Below are 18557 nucleotides of genomic sequence, written 5' to 3'. Positions count from 1 at the left end.
AATATATTAAAAAGTTTTTTCTTTCCATACAAATAATTTGCTCTCTAATATGTTTAATATTTTATTTATAGTTATCCCTAATGCAGCAACAAATAATGTTCCTCCATATAAGTTAGGAAGATTATATTGTGTTTTCGCAATACTTATAAACCATCCTAATCCAGCTGATGAACTCAGCATTTCTGCTGAAATAACTAATATAAAAGCTATTTGCGCGCTAAATTTAATACCAGTAATAATATCTGGTAATGCTGCTGGTAAAATTACTTTGAAAAATTCTGTTTTAGGTGATGCTCCAATTGTTCTTGCTGACTTTATTAGTAGCTTATCTACACCTTCCACGCCAGCTATAGTGTGAAAAATAATTGGCCAAACTGCAACCCAAAAAATTATTATTACTTTGCTAAATTCTCCTATTCCAAAAAACAACATAAACAAAGGGAAAAGTGCAAACGGATTGAGTTTTTCGAAAAATTGTAAGATTGGAATTACGTAATTTCTCAACTTCTTTGAAATAGAAGCTAAGAAAAAACCTATTAATAATCCTACTATTAGTGCCACAAAAAAACCTATTATAGCTCTTTTAAATGTCAGTAATGTATGACTAAGCAAATCACCCTTAAATATATTTGTAGCCAATTGATTAAATACTTTTAATGGTTCAGGAATAATTCCAGTATCTAAAATTCCAGTTGAAGTCGCTAAATACCAAATTACAAAGAATGCTGCTGTTGATAAAGTGCTAAACATCAATTTTCCTATTTTAGATATTACTTTGTTTTTTTCCTTCACGTTACTCACCTCTTTCCTTATTTATACACTATTCTTCCTTTAAATTATCTTCCCAAACAATTATTGAGCTTTTTAAATTATCAGCTAATACCGATATTAATGCTCCCACTATTGCTATAGTCAAAATTCCTACATATAATTTAGGTACATCATAATTTTTTTGAGAATTAGAAACAATCCATCCTATTCCTGCTTCGGAACCAACCATTTCGGTACCAATAAGCATAGTAAATCCTACTGTTAATGCTGTCTTTATACCAGTAAATATTCTACTTATGCTTCCCGGAAGAATAACATTGAAAAATATTTGTATTCCAGTAGCTCCCATTGATCTTGCACCTTTAATAAAGATTGGATCTATTTGATTTATTCCTGCCATTGTTGTAAAAAGCATTGGCCATAATATAACCCAGAAAATAATACTTACTTTACCTGCTTCTCCAATTCCAAATAAAATTATAAATAATGGAATTAAAGTAAATGGATTAACCTGAGAAAAATTTGTAAACAGAGGATTAAAGAAGCTTGCTAACTTAGGAACCCATCCTCCTAAGATAAATCCAGCTGGTACTGCTACAATTGTAGCTAAAATAAATCCTATTGCCATTCTCTCAATACTTATAGCAATATGGATAAATAATTCGCCACTTAATGCCATCTTAAACATTCTTAATGCTACAGTTGAAAATGCCGGTATAAATTGAGTATCTAATATTCCAGTTCTAGCTGCTAATTCCCATATTAAAAAGAAAATAGCTACAACAATAATATTTACATATCTTTGTTTCATTCTTCCTGTCACACCTTTCCAAATTATTTAAAATTATAAGAAATATCATCATAAAAACTTTTATGATGTTATTATCTTTGTATCTGTTGCTGTGACTATAGTATAAAGTCTTTCTAGGAATGTTAATGCCCCTCTATAACCAACATAACATCTATCAATAACAATTTCATTTGACACAGGAAGAGCAATTTCCATAATATATCCTTTCAATTCTTTTGATAAATCTCTATCCCATGATGTACCAAAAATTATTGGTGCTCTACCCTTGAAATCAGTATTTCTAATGATTTCATCTATTGTATATCCATCTTCAGCATATTCAACTTCAGTAGATACACCTTCTGAAAGATTTTCAAATTGATTACTTATTTGTTTTCGATATTTTTCTGGTGGATTATCTGTAATAACCTGTATAGCCGGAACAAAACCTAATTGGTCTGCCAAAAATCTATTAAGTGCTAAACCATAAGTTGAATCACTAATTACAGCATACATTGAGGTTACACTCCATCCATACTCTGCATAGAATTCTGAAAAACTATCTAAATAATGATAATATCTTTTTTCTTCCCTTTTTATGAAGTCCTCAACCTTTCTCTTGTTCTTACCTGAAAACTTTGCTACTTTTCTAAGAAAATCTGTTGTCTCCTTTGCTCCAATTGGCACAGTAGGAATATGCAAAAATGGTTGTTCATATTTCTTCTCAAGATATTCTGCTATTTCAAGGCCAACCCATGGTGAAAGTACAAGATTAAACTGCGCTTTAGGAATGCTTTTCCATTCTTCTACACCATTACTCTCTACACCAAAGAAAACATTAACCTTAAAACCTGACCCTTCCAATATTCTTTTAATTTCTTCTAAATCTCCACGCCAAAATGTATTTTGATAAGGTACTTCTGACCATAAATTAATAAGTTTATCTTCTTTTTCACCAATATAATCACCTACAAATTGATCAATTATAGCTTTAATAACTATTTCATGACCAATTAAATTATTTCCTTTGAATCCACCTGTATCTGCATGAACTATTGGAAATCCTAACTCCTGAAATTCTTTTACAACTGCGCCTATGTCATCTCCTACTAATTCGCCTATACACCCATTTAGCACTACGTATAAGTCTGCTTTAACTATAAGTAAAGTACCCTTAATTAACTCTCTTAACTTTTTTTCTCCACCAAATACAACTTCTTTTTCTGTTGCATTAACGGATGGGATTACGGGACCGGCACTATATCCACCACCTTGAGCGCCATTACTCATTAATACACCGGATTGTTTTGATGTACATCCTGGCCCACAATGTGTGATTGGCATAGCATATGGAATTGCTGATACTGATGCAAGTGCTCCTATTGCACATCCATAGCGCACTTGTTCTATAGAATTTGTTCTCACTATCTCTTTAACTTTTTTACTCATCTATCTTCTTAACTCCTTCTAAATAGCTGCTGCTCTTCTTGATTCAAGTAATTCATTAAATTTCTGATCTAAAAGGTTAGGATTTTTAGCTAATACATATGGATCAGATTGTTCTAACCACCAGTCTGTATACTGCATTTCTGTATGTTCTTTCAGAATGTTATGGAATTTCTTTTTTGCTAAAATATCTAATATCTTGTTTCCCAGATATATCATTCCCTGATAACCTATTGTTAAACTTTCATCACTTAAAGGTGCAGCTGAAATTCCCAATTTTGATGCAAGTGGTGATAATCCTCCATGTTTTATTAAAATAAAATCTGGATTAACTCTTTTTAGCAAGCTATAAAATTGATACTGTTGTCTGTTGCTAACACTAAAGTTTTTAACATCTCCATAATTATCGACTAAGTGTTTTAAGGAATCTGCTTCTACATTTCCACTATCATATACTGGATCATGATGGAATACTAAAGAACCATCTACTGATATTCCTAGTTCTCTAAGTACTGTGATAAGACCATGAGAATATCCAGAGCCAGTTGAAGTGAATCCTTTTACTCCTTTTAGTTTCTTCCTTAATTCATTGATAATAGGTTCAACTCTCTTATGTTCTTTTTCAATATATTTTTCAACTAATTCTTCTCTATGAGTTACTCTTCCTATTTCTCTAAGCCATGCATCAGTTCCCTTGAATCCATATGGTTGCGGAGCTTTTATTTCTGGAACTCCAAAATACTGTTCTAAACCAGCTGAAAGATAAGAGGATAATGTATAACAGAAGCTTACGGTACCCGCTGCTTCTGATAGCCTTTCCAAATCCTCAACACTTGCTAAGTCAATTACAAAATTAACTCTAAGCCCAAGCTCTCTAAACATTGGGGTATATACATCTGATCCCCAAAGTGTAATAATATTAATTAAATCTTCCTGCTTTTTAGGATGCTTGTTTACTATTTGTCTTAAGATACCATGCTGTGTAGCGTCAAATCCTGTAGTCCAGTGCTTTGACTTAAAACCTTCGCAAATCAATGGCACTATTGGAATTTTAAGTTTTTTTTCATATTCAGATGCTACACTTTCAATATCTTCTCCAATTATTCCAGTCGCACATGATGATACTATAAAAATAGTCTTTGGTTTATACCTCTTATATGCATCTTCAACTGTCTGTTTTAACTTCTTTGTTGCTCCAAAAACCATATCACCTTCAAGTAAATTAGTGCTCATAATTTTTACATTTTCTATTGGGAGATTTCTTGTTGCAAGTCCAAAACGGAATAGTCTGTTATTTCCAACTTGTCCAGCACCACATCCAATTGGTGAATGTTGTATTAATACTGCATCTCTAACCTGACCTGCTTGACACTCTACCATTTCCTCAGAACATCCAGAGCCTTGAGCAAAGGGGCCTTCTATTTCACATAGTCTACAACTGCCATTTTTACTGCCGCACCCTCTTCCATTATAGTCAGATTGCTCTACAAGTTCCGCTGCATTACCATCCCAAGCTATAATTGTTCCCAATCTTGTTTCACGCTTTTCTACTTCTGCAATATTTAAATTTATTTTCTTCATGCTTCTCCACCTTTCTTAATTTTTTATTGCTTTTAAACCATAGCTATAAGTAATTAATGTTGAAACAGTTTTTTTTCATAATTATACAAATCGGTAATTTAATAAAAGAAAACTGGAGGATGTATATTCTATCTTTTAATAAAATATATATCCTCCAGTTTTCTAGTCAGACACATAAAATTGTATATTCTAATCTTTGGTTCTTTTCTATGGTTAATATCTAAAAGTTTGCTAATCCCAAAATGGTAACACATCTGCAAAAATACTCTTAAGAAAATTCTCTTCATTTAAATCACTATTAATAATTCCCATTGATTTTTGAATATGTATATATTCCTTTAAATTTTCTTTACCTGTTTTAACTGAAGGCATCCACATAAAATATTTTGTTTTAGCTTCTTCATCCTCACTTACATTTTTTATATATCCTTTTTCCACAGCATTACTTAAAGATTTATCCTTACCTTCCTCAACATCAGCCGCACCTTCAATCCACGCGCGTAAAATACCTGCTGTCTTTTCTGGATACTTGTCAGCAATCTCACTTCTTACTCCAGCAAAATTAATATAAAAATAACTATTGCCATGATTACCATGATTATTGCCTGATGAATTTTCACTATCTATAAGTCCAGTTTTATATATAACATTAATATTATTATCTTCTCTATTTATATCCCAAACCACAGCAGCATCAACCTCTCCATTTTCAATAGCTGTTGTTGGATTTTCATCCTTTAAATAAACCCATTTAATACTATTATCATTTATATTATTTTTATTTAATACATTAATGGCAGCGGCCATAGTTCCATCTCCTTGATTTACAATACCTATTCTTTTATTTTCTATATCGGTAATTTTTTGAAGATTACTATCTTTTGATGTTATAATTTCAATTGCACCGCTTGTAATACCCATACTAACTTTCATATTAATATTAGGATTATTCCATTTTAAAAATTTATAATCGCATGTAAATGCATCAATATTTCCATTCTTTATTTTTTCTTCAACTTCATTATCATTAATTTTTACTAATTCTACCTTTACTCCTTCTTTCTCAAAATATCCATTTTCATATGCCGCAAATAAAGGCAATTCAGTAAAATTTCCAATATATCCTATTTTTACTATATCGTCATTTTCATATAATTTTGAGCATCCTGTAAACATCAATGCTAATATCACAATAGTTAATATAAAAAATTTATTCTTCATTAAAATCTACCTCTTTAATTGCTTTGTGAAACTAAACTTAAGCTGCTTCATTATCACCTGCTTTAAAAATAAATTAACAACATCGGAATTATACATATACACTAGGATTATTTCTATAATCTCTTACATCTTATGTGTCTCATCTTTTAATCCATTAAAAACTAGTGAAAATTTTAGTTAAATAGCTCCTATTATGATTTTGCACACTAAATAACAACTTTATAATGCTATTGCAGGAGTTATTTCTTTTGAAATGATCAATTCATCATCATACTTCTCTTTTTTCTCTTCTGTTTTATTATGAAGATATTCATATATCTTATTAGTTATCCTGTTATAATCCGCTGAAGCTCTCATATCAGAATTTGTTCTTGGTCTTGGTAGATCTATACTAACTATTTCTTTTATGGTTCCAGGATTTCTAGTCATTACTACAACTCTATCTGCAAGAAGAACAGCCTCTTCAATACTATGAGTAACAAAAATTATTGTTTTATTCGTTTTGTCCCAAATTCTCATAAGCTCATCTTGAAGATTTTCTCTAGTCTGAGCATCAACTGCAGCAAATGGTTCATCCATAAGCAACACCGCTGGATCATATGCAAGAGAACGCGCTATAGCAACCCTTTGTTTCATACCTCCTGATAATTCATGAGGATACCTGTTTTCAAAGCCTTTAAGTCCTATAAGCTCAATGAATTCATCACTTATTTTATTTCTTTCTTTTTTAGGAACTTTCTTTAATTCAAGACCAAACTCAACATTTTTTCTTATTGTTCTCCATGGAAATAATGCATACCCTTGCATTACGAATCCCCTGTCTAACGCTGGCCCATTAACAACTTTTCCGTCAATAGAAATACTTCCTGATTCTGCTTTTACTAAACCTGATATTATATCAAGAAGTGTTGATTTTCCGCACCCACTTGGACCAACAATTGCAATAAATTCTCCTTTACCAATTGATAACGAAAAATCTTTTAACGCTTGAAATTTTTCTTTTTTTGAATTTTCCTTTATATAATATACTTGACTTAAGTTATTTAATACAATTTTTGATTCTTTGCTTTCTACATTATTTACTGTCATAATATTTTCCTCCAAATTCATTATATTGTTCTTAAAATCATTAAGATAAGTAGCGTTAATACTATTTGCTATAATGCTATTATTTTACTTAAAATTATGTGATTCAAATATCAAAGAAGGCATTAAATAAAATTATATTAATCCTATTTAATGCCTCTAGCTTTCTAGTCAGCTTAATCCAAAATATTTGAACCTAGTTAATATGGCCTTTTAGTTTAATCTTCAAAGGCTTGTGATAAATCATAAATTATATCATCAATATGCTCTGTTCCTATTGAAAGACGTATTGTATTTGGTTTGATTCCCTGATCAAGTAATTCTTCTACACTTAGTTGTGAGTGTGTTGTACTAGCTGGATGTATTACTAATGATTTAACATCCGCTACATTTGCTAGTAATGAAAATATCTCTAGTTTATCAATGAACTCTTGAGCTTCTTTAGCATCACCCCTAATTTCAAATGTGAATATTGAACCTGCACCATTCGGAAAATATTTATTATATAATTCATTATCTGCATTTTCTGATAATGATGGATGATTAACTTTTTCAACTTTCGGATGTTTATTCAAAAACTCTATTACTTTTAACGTGTTTTCAACATGTCGTTCAACTCTTAGCGAAAGAGTTTCTAGCCCCTGCAGTAGTATAAATGCATTAAATGGACTTATACTAGCTCCAGTATCTCTTAATAAAATAGTACGAACTCTAGTTATATATGCTGCTGGTCCAGCCGCTTCTATAAATTTAATGCCATGATAACTCGGATCTGCTTCTGTTAATTGAGGAAATTTTCCTGAACCTAACCAATCAAATTTTCCAGAGTCTACTATTACCCCTCCTAAAGTTGTACCATGACCACCTATAAACTTTGTTGCTGAATGAACAACTATATCTGCTCCATGCTCAATTGGTCTAAAAAGATATGGAGTTCCAAATGTATTATCAACAATTAGGGGAATTTTGTGTTTATGTGCAATTGCTGAAAGTCCATCAACATCTATAATATTTGAATTTGGATTTCCAAGTGATTCTATAAAAATTGCCTTTGTATTATCTTGAATTGCATTTTCAAAATTTGATAAATCCTCTGGGTCTACAAATGTTGTTGTAATACCATAAGTAGGTAATGTATTTGCTAATAAATTATAAGATCCTCCATATATAGTTTTTGCAGAAACTATATGATCTCCTGCACGAGTTATATTTTCAATAGAATAAGTAATTGCCGCTGCTCCTGATGCTACTGCAAGACCAGCAATTCCTCCTTCTAAGGCTGCAACTCGGCTTTCAAAAACATCTTGTGTAGAATTTGTTACACGTCCATATATGTTGCCAGCATCAGACAATCCAAATCTAGCTGCAGCATGTTCAGAATTTCTAAACACATATGAAGTTGTTTGATAAATTGGGACTGCTCTTGCATCTGTTGCAGAATCTGGTTTTTCTTGTCCTACATGTACTTGTAATGTTTCAAATTTTAATTTTCTTTCTTGATTACTCATAATTTTTCCTCCATTTTATTTAATTATTTTTTGTAATTAATATCTTCTCTAAGTTTCTTGATTAATGTTTCTACTTTCGACAATTGCTTAGCTATGCTTATTATTATTGAGTAAAATTAAAAGGAGACTAATTTATCTTCTATAAGTTTAGAAAATAAATTTAGTCTCCAGTTTTCTGGTTAACTTCCACTAAGAAAAAATCTTCAGTATTCCGATAGTTTTTATAAGAAATGTATTTTTATTATATTATAACATTTAGATAACTTTGTCAATGAACAATTTGTATTTATTAACTTAAATATTTTGACTCTAAAATTATTTCAATATAATGATTACATATCATTTAATTAACATTAGAATCTATCTTATCTACTACACTTATTTTGCTTTTTATCATTCCCATTCCACACGTATATGGTATTTCTCTTATTTCTTTAGGCGTAAATTCAATGATATTCTCTCCTTCTTTCAAATGCTTATCAATATTTAATTCTGAAATAACAATCTCGTTATTACACTCATTTAATTTATCTTTTTCCACTTCTATAATCCATTTTACTGGCACATCTTTTTGAACACGTATCTCTGGAAATGAATCTTTCTCAAGCTCTGTAATTAAATTTTGACTACCTCCATTAATGTATGATGTATAAACTTTACTTGAATCTTTTGATTCCATTTTCATATCCATCGCATTAGCTCCAAATAATGCAAAACCTCTATTTATTAGTGAAAATCCTAATATAAAGACTAGTATTGCTCCCACTTTAGCTATTTTAACAGTATATCTTCTGTTTAACCGAGAATTTATAGTTCCAAATATCATCAAAACTGGAAGCGTGCCTATACCAAATAGAAACATAGAAAAACTTCCAACTATAATACTTTTACTTCCTAATGCATATAATTCTACTGTTTGAAGCGGTACACATGGCATTATTCCACTAATTAGACCTAAGAATATTGGTCCATAGTTTCTTCCAACTCCAATTTTTCTTATAATTTTTAAAGAAGGATTCCAATTGAACTTTCTTAAAAATTTTAAAAATCCCAATTGATTTATAGCAGTAATAATTATAAATATTCCTCCTATTATTGGAACAATCCCTTTAAGTATTTCAGTAAATCCAAGAACACTCCCAATTCCACCAGCAAGTCCACCAACAATAGTATATGAAATTATTCTTGAAGCATTATATAATAAATATCCGTTAAATTTTTTCTTATTTTCTACTTTACTCCCTAATACTTGAGAAATTGTAAAACCTCCGCACATAATGATACAATGAAAAGAACTTAGTAATCCGAAGATAAATATTATACCATAACTTGTGTTTGTATTAAGATCCGGCAGATATTTAAGCAATAGTATGTTTTGAAAAAAATTTATTACTTCATTTCCCCATTCATTCATCAAAAGCTCCTCCTTTCTCTAAAAAATGGCTTTTTGTTGCTTAGTCGCATTTTTAAACTTAATGAATTTAAAAGTACAGATAAAGAACTAGCTGACATTGTAATTGCAGCAATGGCTGGTGTTAAATGCCCTGTAGCTGCAAACGGAATTGCTATTATATTATAGATAAATGCAAAAATTAAATTTTCTCGGATTTTTCTTCTTATCTTTTTAGCCTTCTTAATCGCACTTGGTATAGAAAATAGATTACTATTCAAAATAATTACATCTCCTATTTCTATTGCCACATCCGTTCCACTTCCCATAGCAAAATTTACATCTGCTTTTGACAACGCAACCGCATCATTGATTCCATCTCCTACCATTGCAACAGTTCTTCCATCAGCTTTTAACCTATCAATTACTTTTCCTTTTTCTTCTGGCAGTACTTCTGCGATAACACTAGTAATCCCTACTTTATCACCGATTTCTTTAGTGGATTTTTTATTATCACCACTTAACAGTATTACATCTATACCATTATTTTTTAGCTTCGCAATAGCCTCCTTAGCATCTTGCTTTATAGTATCAGATAACAAAATAATTGCTTCACAGTTATTATTTATGCCTATAACAATAACTGTCTTTCCATTTTCATAACCTTTATTTTCAATTAAATTACTTAGCGCATTATCTAAGCAAATACCTTGCTCCTTTATAAATTTTTCTGTTCCAATGATTATTTCATTGTTATTATAGATAGCAATTATTCCTCTCCCTGGAATAGCTTTAAAATCATCTGGATCTTCTATTTTTGCTGAAAAATCTTTCTCAATTTCTTCATATATAGCTTTACCTATTAAATGTTCTGATTTTTTTTCAGCAATTGCAGCAAGTTTTAGAATTTTTTCTTTTTCTAAATTACTCTTATCTTTTACAAATATAATTTGATCTACAGTTAGATTTCCCGTAGTAATTGTTCCTGTTTTATCAAATACAACTGTATCTAAGGTACATAATTTTTCTATGCTGGCACTATTTTTTATTAATATTCCTTCTTTAGCGAGATTTCCAATTCCAGTCATAATAGCAGTTGGCGTGGCAAGTCCTAGTGCACACGGACAAGATACAACTAAAACAGCTACAGAGTATATTATTATTTTTGATAAAAAGTAATAACTCCCTTTTAAGATAATGAAATACCAAATAATGAATGTAACTATTGAAATTAAAACAACCACAGGAACAAAAATGCTGCATACTTTGTCCACTAAATTTTGGATTGGAGCCCTGCTGTTTTGAGCTTCTTCTACCAGTTTTAGTATTTCACCAAATTTTGTTTTACTTCCAACTTTAGTTGCTTTAAACTTAAATGTGCCATACATATTCAAGGTAGATCCTATTACTTCATCTCCGATGCTTTTTTCTACAATGAAACTTTCTCCTGTAATCATTGCTTCATTTACTGATGAATTTCCTTCTAATATAATGCCATCTACGGGTATTTTTTCTCCCGGTCTTACTATAATTTTATCTTCTGGCTTAACTTCTTCTATTGGAGTATCTTTTTCTACTCCATTCATTTCAACTCTGGCTGTTTTAGCTTGTAGATTAAGTAAAGATTTTATCTCCTTTGAAGTCCTTCCTTTCGTTATTTCCTCTAAATATTTTCCAAGTAAAACAAATGTTATTACAACCATAGAAGATTCATAAAATACATTTTTTATCCCTGATGAGTTGGTTACTCCAAAGAATGATGTATATAAACTATAAAAATAAGTTACGGTTGTTCCTAATACCACAAGTACATCCATATTTAAAATTTTAGCTTTCACAGCAAAATAAGCTTTTTTATAAAATCTAGAACCTACTATAAACTGAACTGGAGTTGCCAATATAAACTGTAATCTCCAATCATGAAGGAAGAGAGTTTTATATCTTAAGCTTTCTAAAAATTTACTTAAGCTTGATTTGTTTAAAATGTCAAAAGATATACAACAGTCACTAGCTCCATTAAGGATCATCATTAAAATCATAGGACTGGTTAAAACAAATGATATTATTACTAATTTTCTTAATGTGTCGATTTCACTTTTTCTCTTATTAGGCACATGATTTTCTTCTGGATCGTATAAATAATATCCACTTTTCTTAAGTTTGTCTTTTATCATTGAAATAGAAATTATTTTACTATCATATTCAATATTAACCTTCTCGCTTGCATAACTGGCTTGAATATTTACTACTCCATTTAATGTTTTAATTGCATTTTCTATTATTATTGTACAAAGTGTACACGTCATTCCTTCTACTTTTAAAGTAGTTTTTTCAATCAAAAGCATCACCTCTATAAAACTATAAATAATATTCTAAATCTTTAGGTTTACTTACCAGATTTAATTTTTCAAGTATTCTCTTACGTAGCTTCAAAAAATCATCACTGGTACGATTTCTTGGTCTTCTTAAATTAACATCAATTATCTCTTCAATTTTTCCAGGCCTTGGAGACATTATTACAATCCGATCACTTAAATATACAGCTTCATCAACATCATGAGTAACTAAAATCATTGTGTTTTCTCTTTCTTTCCATAATTCTAGTAGCTTGTCCTGAAGTGCAAATCTTGTAAAGGAGTCTAGCGCTCCTAAAGGTTCATCTAATAATAAAACCTTAGGACTGTTTATAAGCGCTCTAACTAAAGATGCTCTTTGTGCCATACCTCCAGATATTTGATGAGGATAAGATTTTTCAAATCCTTTAAGTCCCGCAATTTCTATATAATGTGATACCTCTTCTTTGTGCTCTTTATATATTTTTCTTGCTCTAAGGCCTGCTGAGACATTATCCTCAATATTTTGCCAAGGAAACAGATTAGCCTGTTGAAAAACATATCCTCTTTCATAACTAGTTCCATTAATTTTTTCACTATCTAAAAATAATTCGCCTTCTTGTGCTTCATCTAAACCTGCAATAAGTCTCATAAGTGTTGTTTTTCCACATCCTGAAGGCCCTATAAAAGATATAAATTCTCCAGATTCAATATTAAGATTTATATTTTTCAACGCTTCAACTTCATTACCATTTACATCAATATAAGTTCTGAAGACATTCTTTACAGTAATTGAACCATAGTTCTTGCTATTTTCTTCTATCATTTTAACAACCCCTTTTGCCATACTAATACCTTATCTCTAATTTTGAATATAATAGCCATTACTATTGAAAAAACAATTGCCATTATTATTATAGAAGCATAAACTTTAGCATAATTAGACCACCCTTTAGCCCAATTAATATACCATCCAAGACCAGCCTTAGCTCCAATCATTTCTGATACCACTAGGGTTGCAAATGAGATTCCTGTAGCTGTATAGATGCCTGTAAAAATTGAAGGCATCGCACCCGGTATTGCTACTTTAAATACTAAAAAATCTTCTTTTGCACCTAGTGTTCTTGCAGCTTCAAAATAAGATTTTGGTAAATTTTCAATTCCTGAAGACGTCATAAATGCAACAGGAAACCATACACAAATTACTATTAAAAATATTTGGGCATAAAAACTTGAAGGGAATATAAACATTACTATAGGAATCCAAGCTGTAGCTGGAACTACCCCAATTATTTTTATTATTGGAAATATCCAATAATGCCACTGCCTGTACCAGCCTATTAATACTCCTGTAGTTGTTCCTAAAATTGTTCCTATTGTAAATCCTATAACTAACAGCCTCATTGAATGTCCGGTACTTATTATTAAAGTTCCATAATCTTCGACCATAACTTGAAGTATTTGAGCAAAGCTTGGAAAGAATGGAAGTGGTAAAGTATTAGATTTTGTTGTTAGTAAGTCCCATATTATAAGCAATATACCTATTCCCGAATACAGTTGCGCATTATGATTAATCTTAGCTTTAATCTTAGAATTAAATAATGCGATTATATTTGTTACTATAAAATACACTATTAAAATTATTAGAAAAAATCTGTAAGGTTCTAAAATTACATTTTGCTTTAATGGAATTACAAAGCTTACAAGAAGCGCTAAAGCAAAAATTGCAATATTAATAATTCTCCATACTACAGATTTTGGCTTCCAATAAAGAGCATCTAACAATTTCAATCCAATATCTTCTTTATTTCTTTTTAATATAATAATATTTGATACATTTTTTGCCTTCTCAATATTTGCTTCCTGTAAATCCATGTGCACAACTCCTATCTTTTTTAACTCTTTAAAATATCATAATAAGTATCATTGGCAAATTGGGCTGGATCTGTATTATCCTTTAAAAATCCTGTTTTATCTAATTTTTTAACAAAATAACTAATATCATCTTTTGCAGTATCTGTTGTGTATTCAAAATCGTAAGACTTAATAAGCTGTGTTACAAGCTTAACATCATCAGATGCTATATATTTTTTATCTATTTCAAGTTGTGCTGTTTCTTCTGGATGTTCTTTTATCCATGCATCAGCCTTTTGATATGCTCTAGCTATAGCTTTAACTTTATCCGGATTTTCTTTTATTTGATTTTCGCTTGCATATAGAAAACAGCAGCTTTTACCTTTAAACAATGGGTCTGTTGAAATATCAGTTAATACAGTATATCCATTGTTTTCTACAGCTAATGTTCCAAATGGATCCCATGCTGCAAATGCATCAACTTCTCCTTTACTAACAGCTTCATTTAATTGATCTAAAGGATATGGTTTCCATGTTACTTCGGTTTGAGGATTAATTCCAGCATTAGCTAATACAATTGTTGCTACTGACATTGGTGTACCACCAATTTCATCAACACCTATATTCTTACCTTTTAAATCAGCAGCAGTCTTAATTGGTGAATTTGGTGGAAGTACTATTTTTATACATCCTTTGTGTAGCCCTCCAATCACTTTTAAGTTCATTCCTTGTTGTATAGATGGAAACCATTGAAAATCACCATTAGTTACAACAAACTCTCCAGTTGCAAGCCCAGTTTTATTTTCATCTAAGGTTCCACTAACAAGTTCTACATCCAAGCCTTCTTCTTTAAAAAATCCCTTTTCATATGCAACATACGCTGGTGCCCCGCAAACAGCTCCACTAAGTGCTTGTATTTTTAATTTTCCATATTTATATTCTGAATTGACTGCTTGATCTACATTTTTTTGACATCCAGTAACAAAAACACTGATAGCACAAACTAATGTCAGAGATAATAATCTTTTGAATTTACCCATTACTCTTTCTCCCCCTATCTATAAAAATTTTAATTAATTTCTTTAAATATTTATTGCAAACTCAGACCTTAGGTTTCATATAAGTGATTCCAATAACTTATATGAAATCCTAAGATCTTTTTTTAGTATGCTTTGATGCATATAATTTTTACGGAATATCTAGGCATATTATCACCTCCTTAAAGTACTTAATTTTAAATATAGACTTAAATAAAAATCTAAATAGCATAAATATTATTCCTTTATCTATAAGGTGCATTATTAAAAGAAAAGGGCATATTTCCATAGCTATAGAAACATGTCCTCCGGTTTTCCAGTCAGATAACTAAATCTAATTAATTTTTATGCTTTATATTCTTCTCATTTATTCAAGTATGTAGCTATTAAATATCTTTGTAATGCAAAAAGAGGACATATTCAAATTAATGAAAATGTCCTCTGGTTTTCCAGTCAGATAATCTTTTATTTCTTACAATTCCTATATATTTAGTAAAGTATATTAAATATATATCACATTGAATAATTTGTCAATATATATTTGCAATTTTATTAGTATTTATTAAATACTTTAATTTATTTTTTTAGTAAATTTCTCATAAAAAAAGCTACCTAAGTAAAGTAGCTTATAGTTATTATTTTATTAAATTTAATAAAACTGTATTAATTGCAAACAACGCCATAAAAATAACTGTTAATCTCACAAGAATTACTTCTTTAGTTCTCGATTTATTTTTTGCAAAGAATGTATCTTTTGTGCTTCCTTGTATTAAACCACTTAACGCATCAGCTTTACTAGGTTGCATATAAACAGTTATAATAGTAGCTAAGCCTAATATTCCTTCAAAAATTAATAATATATTTTGCATAGGTAACACCTCCTATAATGATCAATAACATACGTTTAATAATATCACATTTATTTACTTATTACAACTTATGTAATAAAAATTACATTAAGATCAAATTATTTAGAATTTAGAAAAAAGTTATAAGAACTATATTCCTATAACTTTTCCTAATAAACTTTATTATGATTTATCCTTAAGCAAAATTACTTCTTACTTAAAAATTATCTTTAATAATAATTTATTTTATATTAAAGAAAGCTTTTCTTCCTCTGTACTCAGCAACATCATTTAACTCTTCTTCAATTCTTAACAATTGATTATACTTAGCAACTCTTTCTGATCTAGCTGGTGCTCCAGTCTTTATTTGGCCTGCATTTACAGCTACAACTAAGTCAGCTATAGTTGTATCTTCTGTTTCTCCTGATCTATGAGAAACAACTGCTGTATATCCAGCTCTATTTGCCATTTCTATAGCATTTAATGTCTCTGTTAATGTACCTATTTGATTTAGCTTAATAAGAATTGAATTAGCTACACCAAGATCAATACCTTTTTCAAGTCTTTCTGTATTAGTAACAAATAAATCATCACCAACTAATTGAACTTTCTTTCCTAATCTTTCAGTTATAAGCTTCCAACCTTCCCAATCTTCTTCTGCCATACCATCTTCAATTGAGATAATTGGATATTTATTAACCCAATCTTCAAAGAAATCAACCATCTCTGCTGATGTTAATGTTCTTCCTTCATGTTCTAATACGTATTTACCATCTTTATAATATTCTGATGAAGCAGCATCAATTGCTATAAAGATTTCTTCTCCAGCCTTATATCCAGCTTTTCCTATTGCTTCAATTATTACATCAAGAGCTTCTTGATTTGATTTTAAGTTTGGTGCAAATCCACCTTCATCACCAATACCTGTTGAATAACCTTTATCATTTAAAATTTTCTTTAATGTGTGATAAACTTCAGCACACATTCTTAACGCTTCACTAAATGTAGGTGCTCCTGCTGGCATGATCATAAATTCTTGTAAATCTACAGAGTTATCAGCATGTGATCCACCATTTAATATGTTCATCATAGGGACTGGCAATACTTTTGAATTAACTCCACCAATATATCTATATAAAGGCATATCTAATGAATTTGCAGCTGCATTTGCAACAGCTAATGAAACTCCTAATATAGCATTAGCACCAAGCTTACTCTTATTGTTTGTTCCATCTAATTCAATTAGCATTTTATCAATGTAAGTTTGTTCAAACACATTGCATCCAATTAATTCTTCTGCAATAATTTCATTTACATTTCTAATTGCATTTAAAACACCTTTTCCTAAAAATTTATCTTTATCACCATCTCTTAATTCTACTGCTTCATACATTCCTGTTGAAGCTCCTGATGGAACTGCTGCTCTTCCAATTGTTCCATCTTCTAAATATATTTCTACCTCTACTGTTGGGAAACATCTTGAGTCTAAAATTTGTCTTGCAACTACATCTACAATTTCTAAATAATCTTTCATTTAATATTACCTCCTCATTTTTATAATTGTATTGAGAATTCTTATCAATATAATTATAATACATAATTTACTAAATAAAAAGCTTTTTATTTCATTTACCATAATATTATTGGTAAAATAATTTAGGAATATTCATATTATTTTTTATGTAAATATAAAACTGACTTATATGATCTAATTAGATCAAAAATCAAACTTACATAACATAACTTATTTGTTTAATTTATATAATTCTTCTTAACATATTATCCGATATAATATTTTATATAAATTCCATTAGAGATTTACTCAAAATGATACTAATGTCATAAAGTTTATAATTGCTTTACTTAAAACTCATTACATTAAATATTCATTTTGAGTTATCTTCTCCTATATCTTTATATATTTAATCATCATCTAATATCGATAAATTTTTTGCCCCACAATATCTTCTAAATTTTAATTCCCATGATGCAGCTTTCTTTGCGTCTATTTTTTTTATACATTCAAAAAATTCATCCAATACACCAACTTTGCATAATCCTTTCATTAAGTGTCTTGGATAATCAACCTTTCTAGTATACGCCTTTTTAGGATCTATTATCATAAGTTTTTCATCCTCTGAGACATAAACATCTTTACATCTTATATCTAATTTCTTAAATTTAAGTCTCTTGAACTCTAATAATAGTTCATATATGTTTCTAACTAATCTTTCACTTAATCCATTTTCCTTAATATGCTTATCAAGCCTTATTCCATCCACCAAGTCCCTTATCACATAGAATTTTCCTCGCTTATACATATAGGGAAAGTATTTTGATCCATTAGTTTTAGCAAGAATACTGCCTTCATCATTACATACCTTTTTCCTCAGAAATATTTTGATAGCTTTTTTATTTGGCAACTCATAAACCACACCATTGTTTCCCTCACCTAGATACTTAGCCTCTCTAAATAATTTTTCTGTATACTCATCAAAATCAGCAGAATATGCAAAATTCTTTTTCATATTATCAATCCTAAATCTTTTTTACTAATATATTAATTTTATGCTTACTTTATGCAATTCTGATTAAATCCTTCTTTAAAATCTTGTCTTTCTTACCTTATCTAAGTAGATTTATATTTAGTCATATATATTTTTAAATTCACACTTACTGATAAAATTCTTGC

The 18557-nt window shown here is 29.9% G+C and carries 15 protein-coding genes; all 15 read right to left on the bottom strand.

Translation table 11 applies throughout. The features are described 5' to 3' along the window. Window positions 1-6 precede the first annotated feature (6 nt). The 15 genes from F3K33_RS03505 to F3K33_RS03435 all read right to left on the bottom strand — a co-directional run bounded on the left by F3K33_RS03505 (window position 7) and on the right by F3K33_RS03435 (window position 18393). Window positions 7-792, bottom strand: a complete 786-nt coding sequence (locus F3K33_RS03505) for an ABC transporter permease (RefSeq protein WP_039773275.1) — start codon at window positions 790-792, stop codon at window positions 7-9. Between the two features lie 28 nt (window positions 793-820). Continuing rightward, complete coding sequence (locus F3K33_RS03500) at window positions 821-1582, bottom strand: ABC transporter permease (RefSeq protein ID WP_039773273.1); 762 nt, start codon at window positions 1580-1582, stop codon at window positions 821-823. A gap of 60 nt (window positions 1583-1642) precedes the next feature. Then, complete coding sequence (locus F3K33_RS03495; protein WP_011967961.1) at window positions 1643-3010, bottom strand: nitrogenase component 1; 1368 nt, start codon at window positions 3008-3010, stop codon at window positions 1643-1645. Between the two features lie 18 nt (window positions 3011-3028). Next, window positions 3029-4588, bottom strand: coding sequence for a nitrogenase component 1 (locus F3K33_RS03490; protein WP_039773271.1), 1560 nt, complete (start codon window positions 4586-4588; stop codon window positions 3029-3031). A 231-nt stretch (window positions 4589-4819) separates the two neighbouring features. Then, window positions 4820-5809 carry an ABC transporter substrate-binding protein gene (locus tag F3K33_RS03485; protein WP_039773269.1) on the bottom strand — a complete coding sequence of 330 codons (990 nt, stop codon included), beginning with the start codon at window positions 5807-5809 and terminating at the stop codon, window positions 4820-4822. A 219-nt stretch (window positions 5810-6028) separates the two neighbouring features. Next, window positions 6029-6898 (bottom strand): ABC transporter ATP-binding protein, encoded by an 870-nt coding sequence (locus F3K33_RS03480; RefSeq protein WP_084670581.1) that lies wholly within the window; start codon window positions 6896-6898, stop codon window positions 6029-6031. Window positions 6899-7113: 215 nt separating this feature from the next. Beyond that, complete coding sequence (locus F3K33_RS03475; protein WP_039773265.1) at window positions 7114-8403, bottom strand: O-acetylhomoserine aminocarboxypropyltransferase/cysteine synthase family protein; 1290 nt, start codon at window positions 8401-8403, stop codon at window positions 7114-7116. Between the two features lie 343 nt (window positions 8404-8746). Beyond that, entirely contained in the window at window positions 8747-9817 is a 1071-nt protein-coding gene (locus F3K33_RS03470; RefSeq protein ID WP_039773263.1) for a sulfite exporter TauE/SafE family protein, read from the bottom strand. Beyond that, window positions 9817-12138: a heavy metal translocating P-type ATPase gene (locus F3K33_RS03465; RefSeq protein ID WP_084670579.1), complete on the bottom strand. Its 2322-nt coding sequence runs from the start codon at window positions 12136-12138 to the stop codon at window positions 9817-9819. Before F3K33_RS03465 ends, F3K33_RS03470 begins: the two co-directional genes overlap by 1 nt. A 13-nt stretch (window positions 12139-12151) precedes the next feature. Beyond that, complete coding sequence (locus F3K33_RS03460; protein ID WP_039773262.1) at window positions 12152-12952, bottom strand: ABC transporter ATP-binding protein; 801 nt, start codon at window positions 12950-12952, stop codon at window positions 12152-12154. Beyond that, window positions 12949-14001, bottom strand: a complete 1053-nt coding sequence (locus F3K33_RS03455; RefSeq protein WP_039773260.1) for an ABC transporter permease — start codon at window positions 13999-14001, stop codon at window positions 12949-12951. Before F3K33_RS03455 ends, F3K33_RS03460 begins: the two co-directional genes overlap by 4 nt. Before the next feature lie 20 nt (window positions 14002-14021). Further along, window positions 14022-15020: an ABC transporter substrate-binding protein gene (locus tag F3K33_RS03450; RefSeq protein WP_039773258.1), complete on the bottom strand. Its 999-nt coding sequence runs from the start codon at window positions 15018-15020 to the stop codon at window positions 14022-14024. A gap of 632 nt (window positions 15021-15652) precedes the next feature. Then, a complete protein-coding gene (secG, locus tag F3K33_RS03445) occupies window positions 15653-15886 on the bottom strand; it encodes a preprotein translocase subunit SecG (protein WP_017212495.1) in 234 nt (77 codons plus the stop codon). A gap of 220 nt (window positions 15887-16106) precedes the next feature. After that, window positions 16107-17399, bottom strand: a complete 1293-nt coding sequence (gene eno, locus F3K33_RS03440; RefSeq protein ID WP_011967950.1) for a phosphopyruvate hydratase — start codon at window positions 17397-17399, stop codon at window positions 16107-16109. Window positions 17400-17787: 388 nt separating this feature from the next. Next, window positions 17788-18393, bottom strand: coding sequence for a protein kinase family protein (locus F3K33_RS03435; protein ID WP_023973656.1), 606 nt, complete (start codon window positions 18391-18393; stop codon window positions 17788-17790). Between the last annotated feature and the right edge of the window lie 164 nt (window positions 18394-18557).

This window comes from Clostridium beijerinckii, assembly GCF_008705175.1.
GTDB classification, from domain to species: domain Bacteria; phylum Bacillota; class Clostridia; order Clostridiales; family Clostridiaceae; genus Clostridium; species Clostridium beijerinckii.
Note: the sequence above shows the minus strand (reverse complement) of the source record. Positions and strands in the feature narration are given on the sequence as shown.

Bases quoted from the DNA above. Each gene is read 5' to 3' on its own strand.
- F3K33_RS03500 (WP_039773273.1), bottom strand. From the start codon at position 1,582: ATGAAACAAAGATATGTAAATATTATTGTTGTAGCTATTTTCTTTTTA.
- F3K33_RS03495 (WP_011967961.1), bottom strand. From the start codon at position 3,010: ATGAGTAAAAAAGTTAAAGAGATAGTGAGAACAAATTCTATAGAACAA.
- F3K33_RS03490 (WP_039773271.1), bottom strand. From the start codon at position 4,588: ATGAAGAAAATAAATTTAAATATTGCAGAAGTAGAAAAGCGTGAAACA.
- F3K33_RS03485 (WP_039773269.1), bottom strand. From the start codon at position 5,809: ATGAAGAATAAATTTTTTATATTAACTATTGTGATATTAGCATTGATG.
- F3K33_RS03480 (WP_084670581.1), bottom strand. From the start codon at position 6,898: ATGACAGTAAATAATGTAGAAAGCAAAGAATCAAAAATTGTATTAAAT.
- F3K33_RS03475 (WP_039773265.1), bottom strand. From the start codon at position 8,403: ATGAGTAATCAAGAAAGAAAATTAAAATTTGAAACATTACAAGTACAT.
- F3K33_RS03470 (WP_039773263.1), bottom strand. From the start codon at position 9,817: ATGAATGAATGGGGAAATGAAGTAATAAATTTTTTTCAAAACATACTA.
- F3K33_RS03465 (WP_084670579.1), bottom strand. From the start codon at position 12,138: ATGCTTTTGATTGAAAAAACTACTTTAAAAGTAGAAGGAATGACGTGT.
- F3K33_RS03460 (WP_039773262.1), bottom strand. From the start codon at position 12,952: ATGATAGAAGAAAATAGCAAGAACTATGGTTCAATTACTGTAAAGAAT.
- F3K33_RS03455 (WP_039773260.1), bottom strand. From the start codon at position 14,001: ATGGATTTACAGGAAGCAAATATTGAGAAGGCAAAAAATGTATCAAAT.
- F3K33_RS03450 (WP_039773258.1), bottom strand. From the start codon at position 15,020: ATGGGTAAATTCAAAAGATTATTATCTCTGACATTAGTTTGTGCTATC.
- secG (WP_017212495.1), bottom strand. From the start codon at position 15,886: ATGCAAAATATATTATTAATTTTTGAAGGAATATTAGGCTTAGCTACT.
- eno (WP_011967950.1), bottom strand. From the start codon at position 17,399: ATGAAAGATTATTTAGAAATTGTAGATGTAGTTGCAAGACAAATTTTA.
- F3K33_RS03435 (WP_023973656.1), bottom strand. From the start codon at position 18,393: ATGAAAAAGAATTTTGCATATTCTGCTGATTTTGATGAGTATACAGAA.